The organism is Bacillus glycinifermentans, from assembly GCF_001042475.2.
Classification (GTDB): domain Bacteria; phylum Bacillota; class Bacilli; order Bacillales; family Bacillaceae; genus Bacillus; species Bacillus glycinifermentans.
Map to the genome: position 1 here is coordinate 383,935 of NZ_LECW02000045.1, position 24,409 is coordinate 408,343.

The following is a 24,409-nucleotide window of genomic DNA, read 5'->3' on the forward strand; positions in this document are numbered from 1 at the left end:
AGAGCGGAATGAATGCACAAGCATTAAAAGAAACGGCGCAGACGCTGTACATGGCGGAAGCGGAAAAACGGGAAATCGTCAGAATCACAAGGGACTATCCAGAGCTGACGGTTGAAGACGCCTATCGCATTCAAGAAGAGCTCGTTGAGCTGAAATTAAAGCGGGGGAACGGGATCATCGGTCCGAAAATGGGGCTTACGAGCCGGGCGAAAATGCAGCAAATGAACGTTGAAGAACCGATTTACGGATATATCTTTGACGACATGCTCGTGCCGAACGGCGGAACACTCGAATTTGATCAGCTGATCCACCCGAAGGTTGAAGCGGAGATTGCCTTTGTACTCGGCGAGGATATCGAAGGGCCGGGGATTTCCGGAGAGCAGATTCTGGCGGTGACCGAATATTTCATCCCCGTGCTTGAAGTGATCGACAGCCGCTATGAGAATTTTTCTTTTAAACTGCCTGACGTTATTGCTGATAATGCGTCATCGTCAAGGGTCGTGTTCGGCGAAAAGATTAAAAAGCCGGATCGTCTCAAACTCGATAGAGCCTCGGTTTCTTTGGTGATTAATGGCGAGGTGAAAGAGCGGGGGACGGGTGATGCGGTTTTGGGGCATCCAGCCAATTCGGCAGCAATGCTTGCCAATATGCTTGCCCGGAAACAGCAAAAGCTTACAGCAGGCAGCGTCATTTTGACCGGCGGGGTAACGGGAGCTGTCATGCTGAAGCGCGGGGACAGCGTCTCGGCGCATGTAGAAGGGCTTGGAGACGTTTCTTTTACAGTCAGTTCATAATGGGGGAGATATTGTGCCGATCGTTCACATTCAGCTATTAGAAGGCCGGCCTGCGGAAAAGGTGGAGGAAGTCATTCAAAATGTAACAGATACAATCAGTGCCACCTTGGGTGCCCCAAAGGAAAACGTTCGCGTACTCGTGACGGAAATTCCGAAAAGCCACTGGGGAATAGGCGGAACGCCGGCGTCAAAAGCAAAACCGTAAAACTGGTTATGGGAGGAATCGACATGTCGATCGAACTCGCGGCACTTGTTCCGCATACACCGCGAATGTGTTTTGAAGAAAAAACGCCTGATTTTCAAAAAGAGCTTGTCAAAGGAATGAAACAGCTTTCCGCAATCATTGAAAACATACAGCCGGATGCCGTTGTCATCATTTCGTGCCACTGGACGTCGAGCTTTGACCACCTCGTCGATGCGACGCCTGAACATCAAGGGATTTTGACGGCGCTTGAATGTCCGAATTTAATTTCCGATGTGCCTTACGATTATCCGGGAGATCCCGAGCTTGCGGGAGAGCTTGCAGAAGCCGGCGTGAAAGGCGGGCTTCCCGTCATTCCCGTCAATGATCCCGCCTATTGCTGGGATTACGGAACGGTCGTCCCGCTCCGCTATCTCATTCCGAAAGGGGATATTCCGGTCATTGATTTATCGGTAACGCTTGCGGCAAACCTGGACGAAACGTATCGCTGGGGGCAGCTTGCCGGTAAAGTGTTGAAGGAAAGCGGGAAAAAAACCGTCTTCATCAGCAGCGGCGCGCTCAGCCACCATTTGGTAAGGGGGCCGGAATGCATGCCGACGTTGGCCGAACAGGCCCTTGATTCGCAATTTTTAGCTTATTTAACGGACAATGATCTGCAATCCGCAAGGTCAATGCTGCCCCAGTACGCCAAAAACGCCGGGCTTGAAGCGGGAGGACGCCATATTGCCATGCTGCTGGGCGTGCTCGAGGATGGCTGCAGGAGTGCATTTTACGGGTATGGCCAATCGTCAGGGAGCTCCAATGTCGTCATGACGTTTGAACCGGCAAATAAAGTGGCGCGCTCCGGGAAGATCGTGAAACAAGGCGCCGTACGCTAAACATTTTGAGACCATGAGGTGGAGGGAAAATGCGAAAACGTTTTGTTCATCCCGCAGAAGTGATGGCCGCCGGCAAATTTAGCAAAGTCCATCTGACCGTTTTTCTCTGGTGTTTTTTTGCAATCGCCTTTGACGGATACGACATCGCGATGTACGGCGTCAGCCTACCGTGGCTGATGGAGGAATGGGGCCTTACGTCCGTTCAGGCCGGGGCGATCGGGAGCTACACATTGGTCGGGATGATGCTGGGCGCGCTCCTATTTTCACCGATCGCCGACAAATTCGGCCGGAAAATGGTACTCGGCCTCTGCATGTTTTTGTTCAGTCTGTTTACTGCGGCAGCCGGACTGATCGATTCTCCGGCGCTGTTTACGATCATGCGCTTTATCGCGGCTCTCGGAATGGGGGGCCTTATGCCGAACGCCATTTCCCTCATGACCGAGTATTCGCCGAAAAAGCACAGGGCTGTCATCGTCGCTACGATGTACTGCGGCTATTCTGCGGGCGGAGTATTTGCGTCCCTGGTCGGCATGTTTGCCGTACCGGCTGCCGGCTGGAGGGTTCTGTACCTGATCGGCATCATTCCGCTGTTTGTGCTGCCTTTCTTTTTCAAATGGTTTCCCGAATCCCTGTCATTTTATATTTTGAAAAAACAAACGCGAAAAATAGCGGAGATTCTCAACAAGGTCGATCCTTGCGGCCGATACAGCGAAAGCGACGATTACCAATTTTCCAGGATCGCGGAAAAAACAAAAGGCTTTCCTGTCAAAAAACTGTTCGAACAAAAGCGGGCGTCGAGTACATTCGCCTTTTGGCTTTCCGTTTTCAGCTGCCTGCTCATGGTCTACGGACTGAATACATGGCTTCCGAAAATGATGCAGGAGTCAGGCTACGGTCTTTCATCAAGCCTGTCTTTCAATCTTGTCCTCTGCATCGGACAGGCAGCAGGCGCCCTGATCGGCGGCTATTTGGCCGACAAGGCCGGTCATAAAAAAGTGCTTGCCGCTATGTACGTGCTGGGAGCCTTCTGTTTTGCGGCTTTCGGGTTAACGGTCAACCCCGTGCTTTTGTATGTGCTGATCGGTTTAGGCGGAGCATGTACGGTAGGGACGCAAAACATTGCGAACCCTTATATATCCGAATATTATCCGAAGGAAATCAGGGCGACCGGGATCGGCTGGGCCTTAGGAATCGGCAGAATCGGCGCGATCATTGCGCCCTCCCTTGTTGCATTCATCCTTTCGGCAGGCATTGATCCGAAGCAGGCGTTTATGACGTTTGCCATCCCGAGCCTCGTCGGGGCGATCGGCATCATGCTGATCCAGGAGAATCACGCAAGCTTTGATGTTGCGGCTAAGCCGGGAGGCGGCGTCAAATTGGAAGCGAAGTGAAAATTTAAAAAACGGGAGGAAAACACGTTGCGGACACAAATAGGAATTATCGGAGCTGGACCGGCAGGATTGATGCTGGCCCATCTGCTCCAGCGCAAAGGGATTGAATCGGTGATCATCGAATCCCGTTCCCGCATGGAGATTGAGCGGACGATCAGAGCCGGTGTTCTCGAACAGATGACAGTCGATCTGCTCAATGAAACAGGCGTCGGGGAGCGGATGATGAAAAAGGGGATATTCCATGAAGGAATCGAAATTCGCTACAACGGCAAACGCCGCAGGATTGACATGCACCATCTGACGGGCGGAAAGTACGTGACGATCTATCCGCAGCATGAAGTGATCAAGGATTTGATCGCCGCCCGCATAAACGCCGGCGGGAAAATGTTTTTCAACGTTTCTGACGTATGCCTGTCCGGTCTTGATACGGCTAAGCCCAACATCTCCTATTTGAATGAATCAGGAGAAAAGGAAGAGATCATCTGCGATTACATTGCAGGCTGTGACGGCTTTCACAGCCCGAGCCGGCAGTCTATTCCCGCGGAGATCCGCAAAGAATACCAAAAAATTTATCCTTACAGTTGGCTCGGCATTTTGGCGGAGGCGCCGCCGTCGGCTCCTGAGCTTGTCTATGCACATCACGAAGACGGATTTGCCCTGCACAGCACAAGGACGCCGGAGATCCAGCGTCTCTACCTTCAAGTAAACCCGGAGGATTCAATTGACGACTGGCCGGATGAGCGGATATGGGAGAAGCTTCGGCTAAGACTCTCGACCGAAGATGAATGGACGCTGATCGAAGGGCCGGTCATCCAAAAAAACATCGTGCCGATGAGAAGCTTTATTTGCGATCCGATGCAATACGGCCGGCTGTTTTTGGCCGGAGATTCAGCGCATATTGTTCCGCCGACAGGAGCGAAAGGGCTGAACTTGGCTATGGCAGACGTTCAGATCCTTGCAGGGGCGCTTTTTGACTATTATGCTTCAGGTGAAACCGGCCGGCTTGAGCGCTATTCCGAAATATGCCTCCGCCGCGTCTGGAAAGCGGAGCGGTTCTCATGGTATATGACATCGCTTCTTCACCGGCACCGCGATTACACGCCGTTTGATTACCAAATCCAATTGGCCGAACTCGATCATGTCACGACATCAAAAGCGGCCGCGCAAAGCCTGTCGGAAAACTATGTCGGACTGCCGCTGGAATTTGAGGAACAGCCGTTAAGCGTCATATAATCTAAGAATCAATAAAATCAGGTTTAATCTGCACATCGCCGTTCCGCAAATGGTATAATGGGTTTTAGCTAAAAATGCATAACGGAAGGGTTTACATGATAAATGGCAAAGCAGATTGACTTACTGATCCAGCCGAAATGGAGAATTATCGATCAATCCAGTCTCGGCCCGTATTTTGACGCAAAACAATCGTTCGCGATCGACGACACGCTGTGCGCCGCAGTCGGAAAAGGCCTGTCCCCGGCGACAGCACGCTCCTGGGTGCACCACGACACGATCGTCCTCGGCATTCAGGATACGAGGCTACCTTATTTAAAAGAGGGCATCGCTTTTCTTGAGGAAGCGGGCTACAAGGTCATCGTCCGCAATTCCGGCGGACTTGCAGTCGTGTTGGACAGCGGGGTTTTGAACGTATCGCTCATTTTTCAGGACAAGAAAAACGGCATCGACATTGACCGTGGCTATGAGGCGATGTATGAGCTCATCAAAAGAGTGCTCTCGCCCTACAATGCCAAGGTGGAAGCATACGAAATCGCCGGATCGTACTGCCCTGGCAGCTATGATTTAAGCATCGGCGGAAAGAAATTCGCCGGAATTTCGCAAAGGCGCTTAAGGGGCGGAGTGGCCGTGCAGATTTACTTGTGCGCCGACGGGAGCGGCAGCGCGCGCGCGGAAGTCATCAGACGCTTTTACGACATCGCTTTACAAGACGAGCGGGGCAAAACGAAAGCCGTTTACCCTGATATCCGCCCGGAAACGATGGCTTCGCTCTCTGAGCTGCTTAAGAAGGGCATTTCTGTTCAGGACTTGATGCTCGCTCTTTTGACGCAGCTGAAGGAGCTCAGCGGAGACATCTTTCAGGCGCCGCTTTCAGGCGAAGAAGAAAGCGAGTATGAGAAAAATCTGCTGCGCATGATCGAACGTAATAAAAAGGTATTTGGCTAGAAAAAAAAACGCTCCGGGGACAGTCCGGGGCGTTTTTTAGGCAGCGCGTGCACGATGGTTTCGGCGTTTAATGAACAGCCATGAGGAGAGGACCGCGATATAAATGAGGCTGACGGCCATTAATACGACTGTTGCGGGCGTGTGTTTTGCCGCATAAACGAAAAAATCAAGCTGTGAGATATCGCCGGCATTCTTGATCGAATCGGCTCCATAGAACAGCTTTGTGAATTTGGCTGAATACTTCCATTCCCAAGGATCGGAGAGCAGCGCGCTGCCCTGATACCAGCTTGCCATGCTAGAAAATAAAAACAGCATGAAAACCGTGCCGAACTGGACAAAATATAAAACAAATCTCATTGGAAAAACCCGCCTTATCGATTGCTACCACCATTATGAAATGTATGTCATGCGAAATCAAGAAAAAATGCCCCCTTTCGGTTGAAAGGGGGGGGAGCAGTTATTCCGCCATCTTCTCTAAATTTCCGTTTCGGTCCATTTTAAAGGCGGGTGCAGCATGCTCATCATCTTCAAATAAAACTAGCTTTCTTGCACGATTCATGATTTTCACGAGCGTTTCGTAGTCTTCCTGGATGGTCGTCTGATCTTTTTCGAGCTTTTTGACTTCTGCTTCAAGCTTTTCGACTTTTTTTGCGAGTTCCTCATTTTCGCGTTTTAAGCGGTCGTTTTCCATTTTTAACGCATCTGTCTGCTCTTGACTACCCGTATACGATTGCAAAAAGCGGATGACATCATCCATCGTCAGATTTGAAGGAGCTGCCTGTCCGGCATTCGGCTGATTCGGCGATAGAAGATGCGATAGACTAGCTAACTCTTCTTTAAAGCTTTCATCAACGTAAGGCAGGTTTTCGCTTGAGATCGGAGCCTGCTCCTGGCTTGTTCCCGTCTCCCCGGCATTCGGCTGAACCGCTGCTTCGGCGGAGTCTATTGCGTCTGCTTCAACAGGCGGTTTGTATAAGAGCCGCTTCTTCGCAGGCTGGCCGTTTCCAAGGGCCCGCATTCTCTGCTTGCGCTGCTTTTTCGCCAGCTGCAGGGCTTTTTCGTATTGATGACGGACCACGGCGTTCCATCTGAAGCCGCAGGCAGCAGATGTCCGGTTCAGTCTGTCCCCGACTTCTTCAAAGGCGTTCAGTTGTGTGCTGCCTTCCCTTACATGCCGTAAAACGGTTTCGGCAAGCAATAAATCGTTTTCCTCAGACCATGCGTCTTGTCTTTGTTTCATCACTTCTCAACTCCCATGTCAGTATTGGTATTAGATTGTCCAATTTGGAAAATATTTATACAAGTTTGCTAAAAGAATAGGAAGTGATTTTTTTAGCGGCCGCTCCTTGCAGGAATGGGAGAATCCTTGTACAATGGAGGATGGTGTCATTTTTATTACAGCTCGGCAAAAATCGAATGCCTTCCATAAAGACAGATGAACTTTAACGAAAGGAAGCGTATGAAATGGCGAATGAATTTCGAGTGTGTGACGATTGCCAGGCTACGAATTTAAAGACGCTTTTGCCCCGGCTGAAGGAAATCGATCCGGATGCGAAAGTGGAGATCGGCTGTCAGTCTTATTGCGGGCCGGGACGGAAAAAATCGTTTGCATTTGTCAACAATCGACCGCTTTCAGCTCCTACTGAAGACGAGCTGATCGAAAAAGTGAAAAAGAAAGTCAAAAAATAATCGCCTCCCCGACGGGTCAGGCGTTTTTGCTTGTTTACCGGCTTTTCCTGCATACTGGAACAAGTTTTTGGGCAAATTCAAGGATGTTTTCAAAAAACAGACCCGATATAATAGAATAAGATATCAAAAACGAAGTTCCGAAAGATTGAATAAGAACGGTTTTGGCAGTTTGCCTCACGTTTAAAAAAAGAGGGACAGAAATGGCGTATCCATACGGAAAATTATCAGAAGAAAAGGTGTTTAAAGATCCTGTACACCGTTATGTCCACGTACGGGACAAGCTCATCTGGGATTTGATCGGAACACGCGAGTTCCAAAGGCTGCGCAGAATCAAGCAGCTTGGGACGACCTATTTAACGTTTCACGGCGCTGAACACAGCCGCTTTAACCACTCCCTCGGCGTATACGAAATCGTCAGAAGAATGGTTGATGACGTGTTTAAAGGCCGGGACGAATGGGATGACAGCGAACGCGACCTGTGCCTGTGCGCCGCGCTTTTGCACGACTTGGGGCACGGCCCGTTTTCCCATTCATTTGAAAAAGTATTCCGCCTCGATCACGAAGATTTTACGAGAGCGATCATATTAGGCGATACAGAGGTTAACGAAGTGCTTGGGAAGGTGAGCCCGGCATTTGCAAAGGACGTCGCCGAAGTCATCGCGAAAACCTACAAAAACAAACAGGTGGTCAGCCTGATCTCAAGTCAGATTGACGCTGACCGCATGGACTATCTGCAGCGCGACGCATACTACACCGGCGTCAGCTACGGGCACTTTGACATGGAGCGGATTCTTCGCGTCATGCGACCGCGCGAAGACCAGATTGTCATTAAACAGAGCGGAATGCATGCTGTCGAAGATTATATCATGAGCCGCTATCAGATGTATTGGCAAGTCTATTTCCATCCGGTGACAAGAAGCGCTGAGGTCATTTTGACGAAAATCCTACACAGGGCAAAGCAGCTTCATCAGGAAGGCTACATATTTACGCATGCCCCTGTCCATTTTTACTCCATTTTCGAAGGAAACGTCACATTGGATGATTATTTGAGCCTTGATGAAGCGATTATTCTTTATTACTTTCAGGCGTGGGAAAAAGAAGAGGATGAGATCCTGTCTGATTTATGCCGCCGTTTCATCAACCGCAGGCTGTTCCAGTACGCCGAATTCAATCCGAATGAAGAAATGGCGACTTATTTTGAGCTGACTTCGCTGTTTAAAGAATCAGGTATCGATCCCGATTATTATCTTGTGGTGGATTCCTCATCAGACCTTCCTTACGATTTCTACAGGCCGGGAGAGGAAGAAGAGCGCCTGCCGATCCAATTGCTGACAAATAGCGGTCAGATTAAGGAACTGTCGCGCCAGTCTGACATTGTCGATGCGATTTCCGGCAAACGGAGGACGGACCATAAGCTTTATTTTCCGCTGGATCTCATCGAAGGACTGGGAGCCGGCCGGCACGCGGATCGAATCAAAGAGTTGCTTGGACTGACATAGAAAGAAAAGGATGAAGGAGATGTCGGGGATTTGTTAAAAGAACATGCAAAGCTGATGAAGGTGTTCTCGGATTCAGGGGAGATCATCGGGAGAAAAAAGCTGCAAAAGATCATTTATATCGCAAAGAAGCTGGAGCTGCCCTTTTATGAAAAGTACGATTTCCACTTTTACGGACCGTACTCGGAGGAGCTGACGCTTCAGGTTGAAGAGCTGTGCAATCTCGGATTTCTCCATGAAGTCAAAGAGAAAAAAGGCGGGTATTATCAATACCGGTATTCTCCCACTGAAGCGGGAAGGCAATTTTTAAGCCAGTGCGAGCTGGAAATGAAGGATATCAAGCCGTATATTGACGATGTGAACTGCCAGTCTTCGCGATTTTTGGAGCTGGTTGCCACGATCCTTTACTTTGAAGGCCTTGATCAGGATGAGATCAGAGAAAAAGTGTTTACGATTAAGAGCAAACAGCGGTATACGGACGAAGAATTCGATGAAGCCGTCGCTTACATAGAAAAGCTAAAAGATCTGTGTTAAAAGACCTGTCGGACGACAGGTTTTTTTGTTATATGTTTTTGTCGAATGATTGGGGTTTGTAGGAATTTAGAAAGAAAGCAGCAAAAAGAACGCATGCTATATGTCCTCTCTTTTATCTGAATTAAAGGAATTTTCAGACAAGTTGAAGAATTTTTAATTCGTTCAAAAATAAGGAGGGGTTGAAAGTGAAAAAACGTTCTGTATTCTTTTCTTTGCTGCTGTCTGCCGGTTTGATTCCAGGACTGACGGCGGGGGTCGCGAAAACGGACGGCCATGACCATGACCACGCCCGCGAGGCAAAAGGAACCTATGTCGAATCATTGCCGAAAGCTGAGAGTTTTAAAGATTTTAACGGGAAAGTTCAAATTGAAAGAACGACAGTTACGAAAATTCTTGACGAAAAAGGAAATGTCACTGGAACGAAAACGTTCAAAAAGAATACAAGCGATGGGGAATTTTCGACACAGGCATCAACAGGCGCTCAGAAGGTAAGCGTTCTGGCTGTGGCTGATGCCCAGTATCGTGCGAAATACAGCGACTGGCAAACGAGGATCGTTCAAATTGTCGAACAGGCTGATGTGATGTTCAACCGCGATCACAGCATTGATTTTGTTGTGGAGGCAGTGGCGCCTTGGACGTCGTCAGGCAGCAACAGCTCTCAAATTCTCTCAAACCTTCAAAGGAGCTTCAGCGGAAGAAATTATAAATTCGTTGTCGGATTTACCGCCAACAGCAACTTTGACGCGGGCGGCATCGCGTATGTATACAACAGCAAGCCGAACGGCAGCGCCTTCAGCGTCAACCTCGACCAGGGAACGGCCAATACGGCAAAAGCGGCCACACACGAATTTTCACATAACTTCGGGTTAAATCATGATGCGCAAGGCAGCGGGATTCGCTGCATTATGAACTACGATTACGCGTACACGGTCGATGTCTGGGATTCGGCTCATAACAGCCAGATCTCAAGAAATAAAGCCTGGTATCAATAATCAAAAGGGCGTCCTGCAATCAAGCGGCAGGCGCCCTTTTTGATTATTGATCGCTCATCCGTTTCCCGGCGACTCCGTAATTTTCTTTTTTCAGCTCTTCAATGATGACAGCGATCCTTTCTTTAGGCGCCCCCGTTGTTTCAGAGACGGCTTCTGTCACTTTTTCGACAAGATTTCTTTTTTGCTCGTCAGTGCGGCCTTCGAGCATTTGAACAGTTACGTACGGCATGTTTTGTCCTCCCCCTAAAAAAATTCGCTCACTTTAGCATAAGATGCTCTTATAGTATACTGAAGATAGTAAATCTTTGTATACGAGAAAGAGGGAAAAACTATTTTAGACCGTTTTTTGATGTATCCGTTCGAAATGATTCCGTACGTCGTATTGACGCTTGCCGCCGCATTTACCGTGCATGAAGTCGCCCATGCATATGTAGCGTACAAATTTGGCGACGAAACGGCCAAGCGGCAGGGAAGGCTGACGCTCAACCCTCTCAAACACCTTGATCCGTTTGGGACGATTTTGATATTTTTGATGGGGTTTGGCTGGGCGAAGCCCGTACCCGTCAACCGTTTTTATTTTAAAAAGCCGAGGCTTGCCGGATTTCTCGTTTCGATTGCCGGGCCGGTCAGCAACCTGGTCCTTGCCTTGCTCGGATTTCTTTTGGTACTGTTATCTGCAAAGCTGCCTTCTGTGCTGCCTTCCGCTTTTTATTCCGGATTGCTTCAGTTTCTTACGATTTGGGTCAATTTAAATTTGCTTTTATTTCTCTTTAATTTAATGCCGTTTCCGCCGCTTGACGGCTTCCGCGTCATACAGGACGTCGTCGCGCCTGATGTGCGGGCGAAGCTGACGAAATACGAGGCTTACGGCTCGATCGTTTTTCTGATCATCGTCATTACGCCGCTTGGACAATACGTATTCTGGCCATTTCTCAACGATGGCCGGGAATTGATCATATCGATATTTAACAGCGTTTTCCGGCCGCTGATGTAGGAGGTATTATTGATGGAACAAGGAAAAAAGAAAAAAACTATCGGCTTCAATATCATTAAAAGCGATCCGACGGATGGACACGGCGGGTTCGGCGCAGGCTCATTGAGCCTTGATAACGTGTCGCCCGTGATCGTCGACGTGACGGAAAAGGAAGCGTTCATTGATATCGGCGCCATGCATGCGAGAAGCGCCGTCGAAAAGGGGATCAAATTTCTTCCGAATAAAGAGGAAGTGCCGAACGGGAAGCCTTATTGGCTTGTCTGGGTGACCATCGACCGGAAGGAGGAAGGCCCTTATTACGCAGGTGTGACGGCTTGTGAAATGACGGTGGACAGAAGCATTCGCCGCGGCTACAAAAAGCTTCCTGAGCATGTCAATTTAATGGATAAATCGATGAAGCGGAAGATTATCGTCGACCATATGGATGAGGATTCAAAGCACGTGCTTGCCGAGTTTTTAAAAAATCACGATCAGGGCATTTGGGACCGTTCGTCAGATGAGCTGAAAAAAGGACTGCTTCAGGAATAGCAAAACCCCGGGCTTTAGAAGGCCCGGGGTTTTATTCATCTCTCCTGAACCACCATTCCCACCATTTTTTTCGTTTGTGCGGTTTTGCGGGATTCTCCGGTTCGGCTTTTTTGTCCTGATACGTTTCTTTTCCGAAGCACACCTGGTCAGGCTCGGTTCCTTCGATAAAGTAGGCGGGATGCTTGGCCGGACAGCCCGGAGCCGCGGCATATCCAGTGGATGGATCGATATACACGCTTTTCACGCCGTCAGGCGGTTTTAATGCAGCCTCAGGTTCGCCTGCAAGCGCTCGTTCCATGAACTCAGCCCAAATTTGTTTGGCGTAATTTTTTTCCTCGACCATATCGATCGTCCGTCCCTTGTCATAGCCGGTCCATACGCCTGAGGCGAGGCCGGGATAAAAACCGACCATCCAGCTGTCCGTGCCCGTCGTTCCCGATTTTCCGGCATATGTCCGCGTTAATTTGCCGGCGATCGTCCGGCCGGTCACCGATGTGTAGCCGTCCAGCGATGTGTCAAACATACCGGTCATCATGTTTGCCGTAATAAAAGCCGCTTTTGGATCGAGTAGCTGCTTATGGAGGTTCGGTTTTTCATAAAGCACCGTCCCGTTCGAATCGGTGATTTTCGCAATAAATGACGGCTCGATTTGCTTCCCGCCGTTCGCCAGCATGGCGTACGCATTCACCATTTCGATCGGTTTTACGGGCGACGTGCCGAGAGCCAGTGAAGGCACTTTCTGGAGCGGGCTTGTAATCCCGAACCGTTTGGCGGCATCGATCAGTTTGTCCATTCCGAGGAAAAGGTGCGTTTTCACGGCGTAAATATTATCCGACAAGGCGAGCGCCTGAAGCAGGGTGATCGGACCGTCAGCGTAATAGCCATGGTAATTGCTCGGGGAATACAAGGCTCCATTTCCGAGCTCAAACGTCGTTTCCGCGCTTCTCATCCTCGTTGCCGGCGTGAAACCGTTTTGAATCGCTGAATAATAAAGCAAAGGCTTCATCGTTGACCCGGGCTGCCGCCTCGCCTGTGTCACGCGGTTGAACGGGCTTTTTTCGTAATCCCGTCCCCCGACGAGGGCGAGGACGCTGCCGTCATACGGGTCGATTGCGGCAAATCCGGCTTGTATGCCGCTTTTCGGGTTGATCGTCTGTTTGACCGCTTTTTCGGCGATTTTCTGCAGGCGCGGATCAAGCGTCGTATACACGTTGTAACCGCCCGTTTCCGCTTGTTCCGGCTTCAGCTTTAGTAGGCGGGCGATTTCTTTGACAGCCTCGTCATAAAAGTACGGAGCCGCCTTTGCTTCGGTTTGTTTCTCCCGTTTTTTGTATGTGAGCGGCATTTTCTTCAGTGTTGCCGCCTGTTTTTTTGTCAGCTTGTTTTCCTTTTCCATCATTGTCAAAATCATTTCCTGCCGCTCTTTCGCTTTTTTTTCGTTAACGAAAGGCGAATACATCGACGGTCCTTTCGGAATGCCGGCCAGCATCGCAGCTTCAGCCGTGTTGATGTTTTTGGCGCTTTTGCCGAAGTACAGCCGTGAAGCGGCTTCGATTCCGTATGCTCCGTGCCCGTAGTAAATCGTATTTAAATAGCCTTCTAAAATGTCTTTCTTTGAATAATTTTGCTCAAGGCGTATCGTATAAAAGGCTTCATTCCATTTTCTTTTCCACGTTTTATCATGGCCGAGGTAGAGGTTTCTCGCATATTGCTGGGTAATGGTGCTTGCTCCCTGAACCTTGGACATCGCCTTTAGATCGGCGATGACGGCTCCGGCCATCCGCACATAATCAAATCCGTGATGCCGGAAAAAATTCCGGTCTTCAACGGCAAGCGTTGCATCGATGACGGCGGGATTGATGTTGTCAAGCGACACCCAGTACCGTTTTTGCCCATAATGGGTTTCGCCCATCTGTTTTCCGTTTCCGTCATAAAGCACGGTCGATCTCGGCACCTGAACGGAAGGAGCGCCCTGCCACTTGGCGGCCAGAACAACCGTCATGATGAGGATGGACAATAAGAGCAGCATCAATATTCCCATGAACAAAAAAGCCCGTATCGTTTTGATGGTCAAACGGACCCGCTTGTTCGTCATCATGTCCATGCTGAAAATCCCCTCTCAGATTAATAAAATGTTCTTATCATTATGAGAAAAAAGCGGACGGTTTAAACAATAGGAACAGAAAAAACGGATGGCGGGCACGGGAAGCCGGAATCTAATGGAAAGGCTTTTTTTGATGCCTGAGCCGTCTTTACAATTCCCTTCAATTCCTCTATACTTTTTCTTTAGGCGTAAGCCGATGCTGACAGCAGAATAATCGTTGTTTGAGACGAGAAAAATAGATGGAAATACAGCTTATAATGAAAGGAAGATGACGCTTTGAGCGGACTTTGGTATACAGAAAAGCAAACGAAAAATTTCGGCATCACGATGAAAATCAACAAGACTTTACATACAGAACAAACAGAATTCCAAAATCTTGAAATGGCGGAAACGGAAGAATTCGGAAACATGCTGTTTTTGGATGGCATGGTCATGACGTCTGAAAAAGATGAGTTCGTCTATCATGAAATGGTAGCTCATGTTCCGCTGTTTACGCACCCGAATCCGGAGCAGGTGCTTGTCGTCGGCGGCGGGGACGGCGGCGTCATCCGCGAAATTTTGAAGCATCCGGGTGTCAAAAAGGCGACGCTCGTCGATATCGACGGGAAAGTCATCGAGTACTCAAAGAAATTCCTTCCGACGATTGCGGGCAAGCTCGATGATCCGCGCGTCGAAGTGAAAGTCGGCGACGGCTTCATGCACATCGCCGAATCCGAAAACGAGTACGATGTCATCATGGTCGACTCCACAGAGCCTGTAGGTCCCGCTGTCAACCTGTTCACGAAAGGCTTTTACGCCGGAATTGCAAAAGCGTTGAAAGAGGACGGCATCTTTGTCGCTCAAACGGACAACCCTTGGTTTACGCCTGAGCTGATCACGAACGTTCAGCGCGACGTGAAAGAGATTTTCCCGATTACAAGGCTGTATTTGGCGAACATTCCGACATATCCGAGCGGACTGTGGACGTTTACGATCGGTTCGAAAAAATACGATCCGCTTGAAGTGGAGGATAGCCGCTTCTTTGACATCGATACGAAATACTACACAAAAGAAATCCATAAAGCGGCATTCGTGCTTCCGAAATTCGTCAGCGATTTAATCAAATAAAAACGAACTTGCGCAGGATGAGATTCTGCGCTTTTTTTCAGGAGGTTGAACGAACATGAGATTTGATGAAGCATATTCGGGAAAGGTATTTATCGCAAGCCGTCCGAATTGGGAAGATGCGGAGGCGATTCTTTACGGCATGCCGATGGACTGGACGGTCAGCTACCGCCCGGGCTCACGCTTCGGCCCGGCGCGAATCCGCGAGGTATCCATCGGGCTTGAAGAATACAGCCCTTATTTGGACAGGGAACTTACCGACATTCGCTTTTTTGACGCCGGCGACATCCCCCTGCCTTTCGGGAACCCGCAGCGCAGCCTTGATATGATTGAAGAGTTTGTCGACAGCATTTTGGAAAAGGGAAAATTCCCGCTCGGCATGGGCGGAGAACATCTTGTCTCATGGCCTGTCATTAAAGCGATGCACAAAAAATATCCGGATCTGGCCATCATTCATATGGATGCACATACAGATCTCCGCGTCGACTATGAAGGAGAGCCGCTCTCGCATTCAACGCCGATCCGTAAAGCGGCGGAGCTGATCGGCCCGGAAAACGTCTTTTCATTCGGAATCCGGTCAGGCATGAAAGAAGAGTTTGAGTGGGCGAAGGAAAACGGCATGCACATTTCCAAGTTTGAAGTGCTTGAGCCGCTCAAACAAATCCTTCCGAAGCTCGCCGGCCGCCCGGTCTACGTGACGATCGATATCGACGTCCTCGACCCTGCGCATGCGCCGGGGACGGGCACGGTCGACGCCGGGGGCATCACGTCAAAAGAGCTGCTCACGTCAATTCATGAAATTGCCCGTTCAGATGTGAAAGTCGCCGGGGCCGACCTTGTAGAAGTAGCGCCGGTCTACGACCATTCGGAGCAGACGGCGAATACGGCGAGCAAGCTGATTCGCGAAATGCTGCTCGGCTGGGTAAAATAAGTCAAGCTGTCCCCTCTTTAGGACAGCTTTTTACTTTTTTGTGATTTCTGATAAAAAGTGTTTAACTTGCGGGCTGTTCTGTTAAGATGTATATAAGGGTGAAGCGGTTGAACTTTTTTTCTTGAATGATTATACTAGTCAAGTCAAATCCGAATGAAAAAAGGATGTGTCGGAATGGATCGGGAGACACCCGTCAAGATTCACGTGAAATCCGTTATCCAGGAAGGATCAGACTTGGAAACGATTGAATTCCGGACAACCGGATTTTATTATATGAAGAAAGATAAATTATACCTTACCTATCATGAAGAGCATGAAGCGGGAAAGGTCAAAACGATCGTCAAAGCGAGCGAAAATGAAGTGTTGGTGATGCGGTCCGGCGCGATCGAAATGAAGCAGCGGTTTATAAAGGGCAGCCGCACCGTCACACATTATAAAATGCCGTTCGGACAGCTTGAGCTTGGTGTTGACACAAAGGATATAGCAGTCAATCGTCAGCCGGAGAACGGAAATATTCATATTGTCTACGATATGCTTGTAAGCGGTGATCAAAAGCACTTACATAAAATGTCGATTTCGTACAGAGGAGGACATGATTCATGAACATAGTCGAACAGATGAAGGATGCGCTGAAGCAGGAAATTAAAGAAGCCGTCATAAAAGCGGGGCTGGCCGATGCGGCGGATATTCCGGAAGTCGTTTTGGAAGTGCCGAAAGACAAAGCGCACGGCGACTACTCGACAAATATGGCAATGCAGCTTGCAAGAATCGCGAAAAAGGCGCCGCGCAGCATTGCGGAGGACATCGTGGCAAGCTTTGATAAAGGAAAAGCGTCGATTGATAAGCTTGATATCGCGGGACCGGGATTTATCAATTTTTATATGGACAATCAATATTTGACAAAGCTGATTCCTGCCGTTCTTGAAGCAGGAGAAGCGTACGGCGAATCAAATGTCGGAGCAGGAGAGCGCGTTCAAGTGGAATTCGTTTCGGCCAACCCGACGGGCAACCTTCATCTGGGACATGCCCGCGGCGCCGCTGTCGGCGATTCCCTGTGCAACGTTCTCGAAAAAGCGGGTTATGAGGTAAGCCGCGAATATTACATTAACGATGCCGGCAACCAAATCAACAATCTGGCTCTGTCTGTCGAGGCCCGCTATTTTGAGGCGCTCGGCCAGGATAAGCCGATGCCTGAAGACGGATACCACGGCGAGGATATTAAAGAAGTCGGACGCAAGCTTGCCGAAGAGTTCGGCGACCGTTTTATCCATGAGGAGGAAAGCGAACGCCTCGCCTTTTTCCGCGAATACGGGCTGAAATACGAATTGGGCAAACTTCGCGAAGATCTCGAGAATTTCCGCGTGCCGTTTGACGTGTGGTATTCAGAGACATCGCTTTACGAAAACGGCAAAATCGATCAGGCGCTTGAAGCGCTCCGCGAAAAAGGGCATATCTATGAAGAAGACGGGGCGACATGGTTCAGATCGACGACGTTCGGCGATGACAAAGACCGCGTGCTGATCAAAAAAGACGGATCTTACACGTATCTTCTGCCTGACATCGCTTATCACAAAGACAAGCTTGACCGCGGTTTTCAAAAGCTGATCAACGTGTGGGGCGCGGATCATCACGGCTATATTCCGCGCATGAAGGCGGCCATCGAAGCGCTCGGCTATGATAAAGAAACGCTTGAGGTCGAGATCATCCAGCTTGTACACCTATACAAAAACGGCGAAAAAATGAAAATGAGCAAAAGAACGGGTAAAGCCGTGACAATGCGCGACTTGATCGATGAGGTCGGCCTTGACGCCGTGCGCTATTTCTTCGCGATGCGCAGCGCTGACACCCATATGGACTTCGACCTTGACCTTGCCGTCTCCACGTCGAACGAAAATCCGGTGTATTACGCGCAGTACGCACATGCGAGAATTTGCAGCATGCTGCGCCAGGGCGAAGAAAAAGGGATTCTTCCTGAAGGAAATCTTGATTTCTCAAAGATCGCTTCTGAAAAAGAATACGATCTGCTAAAAGTGATCGGCTCTTTCCCTGAAGCGGTCGCTGACGCGGCTCAAAAACGGATTCCTCACCGCATCACAAACTATATATTTGAACTGGCATCCGCTCTGCACAGTTTTTACAATGCCGAGAAGGTTCTTGATGCAGCTGATGAAGGAAAAAGCCGTGCGCGCTTATCGTTGATGAAAGCTACGCAAATCACACTGAACAACGCGCTGAAACTGATCGGCGTTTCCGCGCCTGAAAAAATGTAATATTCATCCCTTATCCTTTTGGATGAGGGATTTTTTTGTTATCGAAATATAAAGCGGAAATGATGGAGACAGATCGCATCGATGTAGAAAACGGGTTTTTCATTTCCGCAACAAAAGACAATCTTGATATGGACCGAATCTGCCGTTTTTTGAGCGAACAATCGTACAGGGCAAAAGGAATCATAAGAGCTGGTCACGGAAATGATCCGGAACACGCAGCTTTGCTGCGGGCTGTATGAAAACGGCGGAAAGCGGGCCGGATTCGCCAGGGTGATCTTCGGACTTTGTCAGGTTCGGCTGGGTTTGCAACGTCTTTATTTGGCCGTTCGCTGGGAAAGCGGCTGGTTGAAGCGCTTGTCAGCCATCCAAAGCTTGCGGGCGTCTGTTTGATGCTGGGGACTGATGATGCGCACGGCTTGGCGAATGTTGATTAGTGATGAGGATATGAAAACGGTCGAAAACAGATACGGATGATCATTTTAAAAAAAAGGAAGGGTGTTCGCCCTTCCTTATTGAACGTTCGTCTGGTAAACGATTGATTTCGCCTTTCGTATCAAGGTTTCCGCTTCTTTTCCTTCAATCACGATAAGGCATTCCTTCTCCCGATTGGACATTCTGAACATCTCCAATTCGAGCAGATCTTTAATTTTGCACATCGTTTTTTTCGTGCAGATATATAGCTGATGTTGTGCTGAGCGGCAAAGCCGGTACAGCTCGATCAAATTTTTTAGCGTCATCGATTTTTCGCCGATTTTAATGGATTCTGCTCGATTCATCTTGCATCTCCTCCGTATGTATATATTCTTTCTGATAAAGTGTTACCCGCAGAGCTGTCATGGTAAACACGAAAGACATTCTCCGATTTTCCAGCGATTATGAAAAAACATTGACTGAACACTCATTCATTATTTAAGATAAAGATAGACAGAAGGGGTTTTCATTCAGGGGAACTGAAAGGGGGAGCTGGTGTTGAGTACGTTGCTGTGGTTGAATTTCATCGCATTTCTCGGTGTAACCGCTTACGCCGTTTATCTGTTCGTCTATCTGATCAGAACGAGAATCAGCTATATTAAGCTCGGGCAAAAAGAGGCTTTTGATAAGCGGATCAAAGAGAGGTTTCAAAGGATATGGGAGAATGTGTTCGGTCAGAAAAAACTGCTCAAAGATAAGAAGAGCGGAATCATTCATGTGATATTTTTTTACGGTTTTATTCTCGTCCAGTTTGGCGCGCTCGATTTTATTATAAAAGGGCTTTTGCCTGACAGGGGTCTGCCTCTCGGTAAAGCTTATCCGGTGTTTACGTTTTTCCAGGAAATCGTCACACTGATGATTCTGATTGCTGTCGGCTGGGCTTTTTACAGGCGTTATATCGAAAAGCTCGTCAGACTGAAACGCAACTTTAAGTCGGGCATCGTCCTGCTGTTGATCGGTGGATTGATGTTTACCGTACTGATCGGGAACGGGATGAATATGGTTTGGCACGGGCATTCGCCGTCATGGTACGAGCCGATGGCCTCTCTCGTCGCGTTCGTTTTCGGATTTATAGGCGAAACCGCATCAGGAGCCGTTTTCTATGCAGCTTGGTGGGCGCACCTGTTGATCTTGCTGACGTTTTTGGTCTATGTTCCGCAGTCCAAGCACGCCCACCTCATCGCCGGACCTGCAAACGTCTTTTTCAGCAGGCTGACGAATCCGGGGAAGCTTGAAAAGATCGATTTTGAAGACGAATCAAAAGAGACATTCGGCGTCGGCCGCATTGAAGAGTTCAGGCAGTCGCAGCTCATCGACCTTTACGCATGTGTGGAATGCGGCCGTTGCACGAATATGTGTCCGGCCACAGGCACGGGGAAAATGCTTTCTCCGATGGATCTGATTTTGCGGCTCAGAGATCACTTGACGGAAAAAGGGGCGGCCGTTACGTCAAAAACGCCTTGGGTTCCGGCACCGCTGTTCCGGCATACAAAGGGAAATCAGCTTGCACTGGCAGCAGCCGGAGAAGGATCAAGAGAAGCTGCCGCCTCGGAGATTTACAATCCAAGCTTAATCGGGGACATCATTACCGAAGAGGAAATCTGGGCCTGCACGACTTGCAGGAATTGCGAGGACCAATGTCCGGTGATGAATGAACACGTCGATAAGATCATCGATCTCCGCCGGTATCTCGTTTTGACCGAAGGGAAAATGGACGCCGATGCTCAACGCGCCATGACGAGCATCGAAAGACAGGGCAACCCCTGGGGACTAAACAGAAAAGAACGGGAGAACTGGCGCGATGCGAGAGAAGACGTCGAAGTGCCGACCGTAAAGGAAATGAAGAAAAAAGGCGCTTCATTTGAATATTTGTTTTGGGTCGGCTCGATGGGCTCGTATGACAGAAGAAGCCAAAAAATCGCGATCGCTTTTGCGCGCCTTCTCAATGAAGCAGGCGTCACATTTGCGATTTTAGGCAATAAAGAAAAAAACTCCGGCGACACGCCGAGACGTCTCGGCAATGAATTTCTATTTCAGGAGCTTGCTGCTAAAAATATCGAAGAATTTGAGAAAAATGGCATCCGAAAAATTGTAACGATCGATCCTCATGCATACAATGTGTTTAAAAACGAATATCCTGATTTTGGCCTTGAAGCAGACGTTTATCACCATACGGAAATTCTCTCCGCTCTCATCAAGGACGGAAAGCTTAAACCTGAGTTTCCGGTTAACGAAACCGTCACGTTCCATGATTCATGCTATTTGGGCCGCTACAACGGGGTGTATGATCCTCCGCGCGAGATTCTCCGCTCCATACCGGGCATCCGCTTAGTCGAAATGGAACGGAGCCGGGAAAACGGAATGTGCTGCGGGGCCGGAGGCGGCCTCATGTGGATGGAGGAAGAGGCGGGAACAAGGATCAATGTTGCCAGAACTGAACAGGCGCTCCTTGCCGAACCTTCGGTCATCAGCTCTGGATGTCCGTATTGCCTTACAATGCTCGGAGACGGAACAAAGGCGAAGGAGCTCGACGATCAAGTCGGCACATACGATGTGGCCGAACTGCTTGAACGCGCCGTCTTTGGTGCGGAAGAGAAAGAGCATGCTTCCTAAGCGGGTAAAAATGACAGATGCAGGGGAGAGGGAATGATGGTCAGAACGGTTATTATCGATGGAGCGCGCACGCCTTTCGGAAAACTGGGCGGATCACTTCAGCAAAAAACGGCGTCAGAACTCGGAGGCATTGCCATCAAAGAAGCGCTGAAACGGTCAGGTGTCAGGCCTGATGATGTAGATGAAGTCATTATGGGGACCGTTCTGCAGGGGGGGCAGGGACAGTTGCCGTCAAGGCAGGCGGCAAGGCATGCCGGTCTTCCGTGGGACGTCAAAACGGAAACGGTCAATAAAGTATGCGCATCAGGCTTAAGAAGCGTGACAATGGCGGATCAGATCATCCGCGCCGGCGATGCCGACGTCATTGTCGCCGGCGGGATGGAGTCGATGTCAAATGCCCCTTATGCGCTGACAAAAGCGAGATGGGGCCTGAGGATGGGAGACGGGTCTGTTAAGGACTTGATGATCCTTGACGGGTTGACCTGCTCATTTACGGGGGCGCATATGGGCTCTTACGGAAACGCTGCGGCAAGAGAATTAGAGATTACGAGAAAAGAGCAGGACTGCTGGGCGCTGCGGAGCCATATGCGGGCGGTTCGGGCCGCCTCCTCAGGCGTCCTCGGAGAAGAAATCGTCCCCGTCAACATTCGGGAAAAGCGGGGCGGAGAGCTGACAGTGGAACATGATGAAGCCCCGCGCAGCGACACATCGATCGAACGGCTGGCAGCACTTGCACCCGTCTTTGACCGCGACGGCACGATAACGGCGGGCAATGCCCCGGGCGTAAATGACGGGGCGTGTGCATTCGCCGTTATGAGCGATCAAAAGGCAAAGTCCATGAATTTGAAGCCTTATGCCGTCATGACGGCGCATGCTTCCATCGCCGTTGAAGCAAAAGACTTTCCGAAAACACCCGGGCTTGTCATCAATGAGCTGCTGAAAAAAACGGGGGCGGAGCTTTCGGATATCAGCCTGTTTGAAATCAATGAGGCCTTTGCGGCAGTCGCTCTGGCCAGCGGGCAAATCGCAGGGCTCGATATGGAAAAGGTAAATGTCAACGGCGGTGCGATTGCGCTTGGCCATCCGATCGGCGCCAGCGGGGCACGAATCCTTTTGACGCTCATGTATGAATTAAAACGGCGCGGCGGCGGTACGGGCATTGCCGCGATTTGCAGCGGCGGCGGACAGGGAGATGCCGTCATGATCCAAGTTTAAAAGGGGGATTTTTCATGAGGGATGATACGATTATGGTCATCGGTGCGGGCCAAATGGGGTCAGGGATCGCGCAGGTGTGCGCCCAAGCCGGCTACAGCGTTTATATGTACGATGTATCAGAAGACCAGATTCAAAAAGGAATGAACCGCATTTCCGACCGGCTCGTCAAGCAGGCGGAAAAGGGAAAGATGCCTCACCATGACGTCAAAGATATCTACCTGCGCCTCTCTCCGTCAGACTCGCTTAATGATGCGGGAGAAGCCTTTCTCATCATTGAAGCCGCCGTCGAACGTATGGACGTTAAAAAGGACATTTTCAAGCGTTTGGATGAAAAGACGAAAGATAAGGCAGTATTGGCATCCAATACATCTTCCTTACCGATTACAGAGCTTGCCTCTGTCACGAAAAAGCCGCAAAACGTGATCGGCATGCATTTTATGAACCCGGTGCCTGTCATGCAGCTCGTCGAGGTTATCAGGGGGCTTGAGACGAGCGATCAAACCTTTGATACCGTCGTTGCTACAGCAGAAAAGCTCAAAAAAGTCCCCGTTGAAGTGCACGATTTTCCCGGGTTTATCTCCAACCGCATTTTAATGCCGATGATTAATGAAGCGGTTTTTGCGCTTTATGAAGGGGTTGCCGAAAAGGAGAGCATCGACACAATCATGAAGCTCGGAATGAACCATCCGATGGGGCCGCTCGCTCTTGCAGACCTGATCGGACTTGATACATGCCTGTATATTATGGAGACGCTGCACAAAGGATTCGGCGATGACAAATACAGACCGTGCCCGCTTCTGAGACAGTATGTCAGCGCAGGGCGGCTCGGAAAGAAAACGGGCAAAGGGTTTTATACGTACGACTCCAAATAAACAGGAGGGGACACCATTGAACCTTCATTTGACAGCTGAACAGCTCGATATGCAAAAGCAGGTCAGGGAGTTTGCAGAACGGGAGGTAGCCCCCTTTGTCCCGGAGATGGAAAAAGGGGAATTTCCAACCGGCATCATAAAGAAAATGGCGGGCCTCGGCTGGATGGGGTTGCCGATTCCGGCGAGGTACGGCGGGGCCGGAAAGGATTTCCTTTCGTACATTATGTTGATTCACGAGCTGTCAAAGACGAGCGCGGTGTTGGGTGCGATTTTATCTGTTCACACGTCGATCGTGACGATTCCCATTCTGTTGTACGGAAATGAACGGCAAAAAGAGCGCTGCGTCAAAGAGCTGGCGTCAGGACGGTACTTGGGCGCCTTTTGTTTAACCGAACCGAACGCCGGCTCCGATGCGGGAAGCCTCAAAACAAAAGCGGAAAAACGAAAGGGTCACTATGTATTGAACGGTACGAAGGTCTTTATCACAAACGGAGGAGAGGCCGACGTCTATCTCGTGTTTGCCTCAACAAACCCTGAAGCCGGGACGAAAGGCATATCGGCTTTCATCGTTGAAAAAGGCACGCCGGGCTTCCATATCGGAAAGAATGAGGAAAAAATGGGTCTGCACGGTTCGCAAACGGTGACCCTGAATTTTGAAAACGCCGTTATTCCATCCGAGCAGCTTCTCGGAGAGGAGTGCCAGGGCTTTAAAATGGCTTTGTCAAACCTTGATGGGGGCAGGATCGGAATTGCCGCCCAGGCTTTAGGAATTGCCGAGGGTGCGCTTTCCGAGGCTTCCGGATTTTTAAAAGCGCGCTACCCGGACGGAGAGCTCCACAGCTGCCGGCAGGGACTCGCCTTCAAGCTGGCGGACATGGCGACAAGGACAGAGGCGGCCAAACTGCTCGTCTACAAGGCTGCTTCATTGAAGGTGCAGGGCATGAAAACGAGAAAAGCGGCATCAATGGCCAAGCTGTTTGCTTCTGAAACGGCAATGTTTGTGACGACCGAGGCGGTTCAGCTGCTCGGGGACTCCGGTTATACGAAAGACTTCAATGCTGAGCGGTATTTCAGGGACGCGAAAGTGTGCCAGATCTATGAGGGAACGAGCGAAATACAGAGAATTGTCATCAGCAAGCAATTATGAGGTGTC

At 49.7% G+C, this 24,409-nt stretch carries 27 protein-coding genes; 22 read left to right on the forward strand and 5 right to left on the reverse strand.

The window, feature by feature from the left end; translation table 11 throughout:
* The first annotated feature begins 8 nt into the window (after positions 1-8).
* From AB447_RS21250 to lipL, 6 genes are all read left to right on the forward strand, one after another.
* Entirely contained in the window at positions 9-794 is a 786-nt protein-coding gene (locus AB447_RS21250) for a 2-keto-4-pentenoate hydratase (RefSeq protein ID WP_048352785.1), read from the forward strand.
* A gap of 13 nt (positions 795-807) precedes the next feature.
* Positions 808-999 carry a 4-oxalocrotonate tautomerase gene (locus AB447_RS21255; protein WP_046132441.1) on the forward strand — a complete coding sequence of 64 codons (192 nt, stop codon included), beginning with the start codon at positions 808-810 and terminating at the stop codon, positions 997-999.
* 23 nt (positions 1,000-1,022) lie between these two features.
* A complete protein-coding gene (locus tag AB447_RS21260) occupies positions 1,023-1,874 on the forward strand; it encodes a DODA-type extradiol aromatic ring-opening family dioxygenase (RefSeq protein ID WP_048352786.1) in 852 nt (283 codons plus the stop codon).
* Positions 1,875-1,903: 29 nt separating this feature from the next.
* Entirely contained in the window at positions 1,904-3,265 is a 1,362-nt protein-coding gene (locus AB447_RS21265; protein ID WP_048352787.1) for an MFS transporter, read from the forward strand.
* Positions 3,266-3,292: 27 nt separating this feature from the next.
* Positions 3,293-4,498, forward strand: a complete 1,206-nt coding sequence (locus AB447_RS21270; RefSeq protein WP_048352788.1) for a 4-hydroxybenzoate 3-monooxygenase — start codon at positions 3,293-3,295, stop codon at positions 4,496-4,498.
* A gap of 102 nt (positions 4,499-4,600) precedes the next feature.
* Positions 4,601-5,443, forward strand: a complete 843-nt coding sequence (gene lipL, locus AB447_RS21275; RefSeq protein ID WP_048352789.1) for an octanoyl-[GcvH]:protein N-octanoyltransferase — start codon at positions 4,601-4,603, stop codon at positions 5,441-5,443.
* Between the two features lie 36 nt (positions 5,444-5,479).
* Here lipL and AB447_RS21280 read toward each other — a convergent pair whose 3' ends face one another.
* Together AB447_RS21280 and AB447_RS21285 are read right to left on the reverse strand one after the other, a co-directional pair.
* Positions 5,480-5,800, reverse strand: a complete 321-nt coding sequence (locus AB447_RS21280) for a YjdJ family protein (RefSeq protein ID WP_048406515.1) — start codon at positions 5,798-5,800, stop codon at positions 5,480-5,482.
* A 100-nt stretch (positions 5,801-5,900) separates the two neighbouring features.
* Positions 5,901-6,686 carry an RsfA family transcriptional regulator gene (locus tag AB447_RS21285; protein ID WP_048352790.1) on the reverse strand — a complete coding sequence of 262 codons (786 nt, stop codon included), beginning with the start codon at positions 6,684-6,686 and terminating at the stop codon, positions 5,901-5,903.
* A 221-nt stretch (positions 6,687-6,907) separates the two neighbouring features.
* Between AB447_RS21285 and AB447_RS21290 the strand changes: the two genes are divergently transcribed.
* The 4 genes from AB447_RS21290 to AB447_RS21305 all read left to right on the forward strand — a co-directional run bounded on the left by AB447_RS21290 (position 6,908) and on the right by AB447_RS21305 (position 10,154).
* On the forward strand, positions 6,908-7,132 hold the full coding sequence (locus AB447_RS21290) for a YuzB family protein (protein WP_026589133.1): 225 nt from the start codon (positions 6,908-6,910) through the stop codon (positions 7,130-7,132).
* Between the two features lie 200 nt (positions 7,133-7,332).
* Complete coding sequence (locus tag AB447_RS21295) at positions 7,333-8,631, forward strand: HD domain-containing protein (protein WP_048352791.1); 1,299 nt, start codon at positions 7,333-7,335, stop codon at positions 8,629-8,631.
* Between the two features lie 30 nt (positions 8,632-8,661).
* Positions 8,662-9,162: a YwgA family protein gene (locus AB447_RS21300; RefSeq protein WP_048352792.1), complete on the forward strand. Its 501-nt coding sequence runs from the start codon at positions 8,662-8,664 to the stop codon at positions 9,160-9,162.
* A 185-nt stretch (positions 9,163-9,347) separates the two neighbouring features.
* The gene (locus AB447_RS21305) at positions 9,348-10,154 is read left to right on the forward strand and encodes a zinc-dependent metalloprotease (protein ID WP_048352793.1); all 807 of its coding nucleotides are present in this window, start codon (positions 9,348-9,350) and stop codon (positions 10,152-10,154) included.
* Between the two features lie 43 nt (positions 10,155-10,197).
* Here the strand turns inward: AB447_RS21305 and AB447_RS21310 are convergent, their stop codons facing one another.
* Positions 10,198-10,383 (reverse strand): 2-hydroxymuconate tautomerase, encoded by a 186-nt coding sequence (locus AB447_RS21310; protein ID WP_048352794.1) that lies wholly within the window; start codon positions 10,381-10,383, stop codon positions 10,198-10,200.
* 120 nt (positions 10,384-10,503) lie between these two features.
* On the opposite strand from AB447_RS21310, the gene AB447_RS21315 reads away from it, so the two are divergent.
* Positions 10,504-11,148, forward strand: coding sequence for a site-2 protease family protein (locus AB447_RS21315; protein ID WP_048355611.1), 645 nt, complete (start codon positions 10,504-10,506; stop codon positions 11,146-11,148).
* 12 nt (positions 11,149-11,160) lie between these two features.
* Positions 11,161-11,676, forward strand: a complete 516-nt coding sequence (locus tag AB447_RS21320) for a YwhD family protein (RefSeq protein ID WP_048355612.1) — start codon at positions 11,161-11,163, stop codon at positions 11,674-11,676.
* Positions 11,677-11,707: 31 nt separating this feature from the next.
* On the opposite strand, the gene AB447_RS21325 is transcribed toward AB447_RS21320, so the two are convergent.
* On the reverse strand, positions 11,708-13,780 hold the full coding sequence (locus AB447_RS21325) for a transglycosylase domain-containing protein (RefSeq protein ID WP_057957745.1): 2,073 nt from the start codon (positions 13,778-13,780) through the stop codon (positions 11,708-11,710).
* A 276-nt stretch (positions 13,781-14,056) separates the two neighbouring features.
* On the opposite strand from AB447_RS21325, the gene speE reads away from it, so the two are divergent.
* The 6 genes from speE (at position 14,057) to AB447_RS25965 (ending at position 18,519) form a co-directional block, all read left to right on the forward strand.
* Positions 14,057-14,887 (forward strand): spermidine synthase, encoded by an 831-nt coding sequence (speE, locus tag AB447_RS21330; RefSeq protein WP_082634684.1) that lies wholly within the window; start codon positions 14,057-14,059, stop codon positions 14,885-14,887.
* A gap of 55 nt (positions 14,888-14,942) precedes the next feature.
* Complete coding sequence (speB, locus tag AB447_RS21335) at positions 14,943-15,815, forward strand: agmatinase (RefSeq protein WP_048355614.1); 873 nt, start codon at positions 14,943-14,945, stop codon at positions 15,813-15,815.
* A gap of 174 nt (positions 15,816-15,989) precedes the next feature.
* Positions 15,990-16,418, forward strand: coding sequence for a YwiB family protein (locus tag AB447_RS21340; protein ID WP_048355615.1), 429 nt, complete (start codon positions 15,990-15,992; stop codon positions 16,416-16,418).
* Positions 16,415-18,085, forward strand: coding sequence for an arginine--tRNA ligase (gene argS, locus AB447_RS21345; RefSeq protein ID WP_048355616.1), 1,671 nt, complete (start codon positions 16,415-16,417; stop codon positions 18,083-18,085). Before AB447_RS21340 ends, argS begins: the two co-directional genes overlap by 4 nt.
* 35 nt (positions 18,086-18,120) lie before the next feature.
* Positions 18,121-18,324, forward strand: a complete 204-nt coding sequence (locus AB447_RS21350) for a hypothetical protein (RefSeq protein ID WP_048355617.1) — start codon at positions 18,121-18,123, stop codon at positions 18,322-18,324.
* Between the two features lie 45 nt (positions 18,325-18,369).
* Positions 18,370-18,519, forward strand: coding sequence for a hypothetical protein (locus AB447_RS25965; protein ID WP_156183618.1), 150 nt, complete (start codon positions 18,370-18,372; stop codon positions 18,517-18,519).
* Positions 18,520-18,594: 75 nt separating this feature from the next.
* On the opposite strand, the gene AB447_RS21355 is transcribed toward AB447_RS25965, so the two are convergent.
* On the reverse strand, positions 18,595-18,861 hold the full coding sequence (locus AB447_RS21355; protein WP_048406513.1) for a hypothetical protein: 267 nt from the start codon (positions 18,859-18,861) through the stop codon (positions 18,595-18,597).
* Positions 18,862-19,054: 193 nt separating this feature from the next.
* On the opposite strand from AB447_RS21355, the gene AB447_RS21360 reads away from it, so the two are divergent.
* The 4 genes from AB447_RS21360 to AB447_RS21375 are packed head-to-tail and all read left to right on the forward strand — an operon-like array spanning position 19,055 to position 24,403.
* A complete protein-coding gene (locus tag AB447_RS21360) occupies positions 19,055-21,169 on the forward strand; it encodes a (Fe-S)-binding protein (protein ID WP_048355618.1) in 2,115 nt (704 codons plus the stop codon).
* A 36-nt stretch (positions 21,170-21,205) separates the two neighbouring features.
* Positions 21,206-22,384, forward strand: a complete 1,179-nt coding sequence (locus tag AB447_RS21365) for an acetyl-CoA C-acetyltransferase (protein WP_048355619.1) — start codon at positions 21,206-21,208, stop codon at positions 22,382-22,384.
* 14 nt (positions 22,385-22,398) lie between these two features.
* On the forward strand, positions 22,399-23,256 hold the full coding sequence (locus tag AB447_RS21370; RefSeq protein ID WP_048406511.1) for a 3-hydroxybutyryl-CoA dehydrogenase: 858 nt from the start codon (positions 22,399-22,401) through the stop codon (positions 23,254-23,256).
* Between the two features lie 16 nt (positions 23,257-23,272).
* Positions 23,273-24,403 carry an acyl-CoA dehydrogenase family protein gene (locus tag AB447_RS21375; RefSeq protein ID WP_048355620.1) on the forward strand — a complete coding sequence of 377 codons (1,131 nt, stop codon included), beginning with the start codon at positions 23,273-23,275 and terminating at the stop codon, positions 24,401-24,403.
* Positions 24,404-24,409: the final 6 nt, after the last annotated feature.

Coding starts and splice junctions, on each gene's coding strand:
- AB447_RS21310 (WP_048352794.1), bottom strand. CDS start 10,383: ATGCCGTACGTAACTGTTCAAATGCTCGAAGGCCGCACTGACGAGCAA.
- AB447_RS21295 (WP_048352791.1), top strand. CDS start 7,333: ATGGCGTATCCATACGGAAAATTATCAGAAGAAAAGGTGTTTAAAGAT.
- AB447_RS21355 (WP_048406513.1), bottom strand. CDS start 18,861: ATGAATCGAGCAGAATCCATTAAAATCGGCGAAAAATCGATGACGCTA.
- AB447_RS21280 (WP_048406515.1), bottom strand. CDS start 5,800: ATGAGATTTGTTTTATATTTTGTCCAGTTCGGCACGGTTTTCATGCTG.
- AB447_RS21265 (WP_048352787.1), top strand. CDS start 1,904: ATGCGAAAACGTTTTGTTCATCCCGCAGAAGTGATGGCCGCCGGCAAA.
- AB447_RS21315 (WP_048355611.1), top strand. CDS start 10,504: ATGTATCCGTTCGAAATGATTCCGTACGTCGTATTGACGCTTGCCGCC.
- speB (WP_048355614.1), top strand. CDS start 14,943: ATGAGATTTGATGAAGCATATTCGGGAAAGGTATTTATCGCAAGCCGT.
- AB447_RS21320 (WP_048355612.1), top strand. CDS start 11,161: ATGGAACAAGGAAAAAAGAAAAAAACTATCGGCTTCAATATCATTAAA.
- AB447_RS21365 (WP_048355619.1), top strand. CDS start 21,206: ATGGTCAGAACGGTTATTATCGATGGAGCGCGCACGCCTTTCGGAAAA.
- AB447_RS21260 (WP_048352786.1), top strand. CDS start 1,023: ATGTCGATCGAACTCGCGGCACTTGTTCCGCATACACCGCGAATGTGT.
- AB447_RS21340 (WP_048355615.1), top strand. CDS start 15,990: ATGGATCGGGAGACACCCGTCAAGATTCACGTGAAATCCGTTATCCAG.
- lipL (WP_048352789.1), top strand. CDS start 4,601: ATGGCAAAGCAGATTGACTTACTGATCCAGCCGAAATGGAGAATTATC.
- argS (WP_048355616.1), top strand. CDS start 16,415: ATGAACATAGTCGAACAGATGAAGGATGCGCTGAAGCAGGAAATTAAA.
- AB447_RS21290 (WP_026589133.1), top strand. CDS start 6,908: ATGGCGAATGAATTTCGAGTGTGTGACGATTGCCAGGCTACGAATTTA.
- AB447_RS21250 (WP_048352785.1), top strand. CDS start 9: ATGAATGCACAAGCATTAAAAGAAACGGCGCAGACGCTGTACATGGCG.
- AB447_RS21370 (WP_048406511.1), top strand. CDS start 22,399: ATGAGGGATGATACGATTATGGTCATCGGTGCGGGCCAAATGGGGTCA.
- AB447_RS21325 (WP_057957745.1), bottom strand. CDS start 13,780: ATGGACATGATGACGAACAAGCGGGTCCGTTTGACCATCAAAACGATA.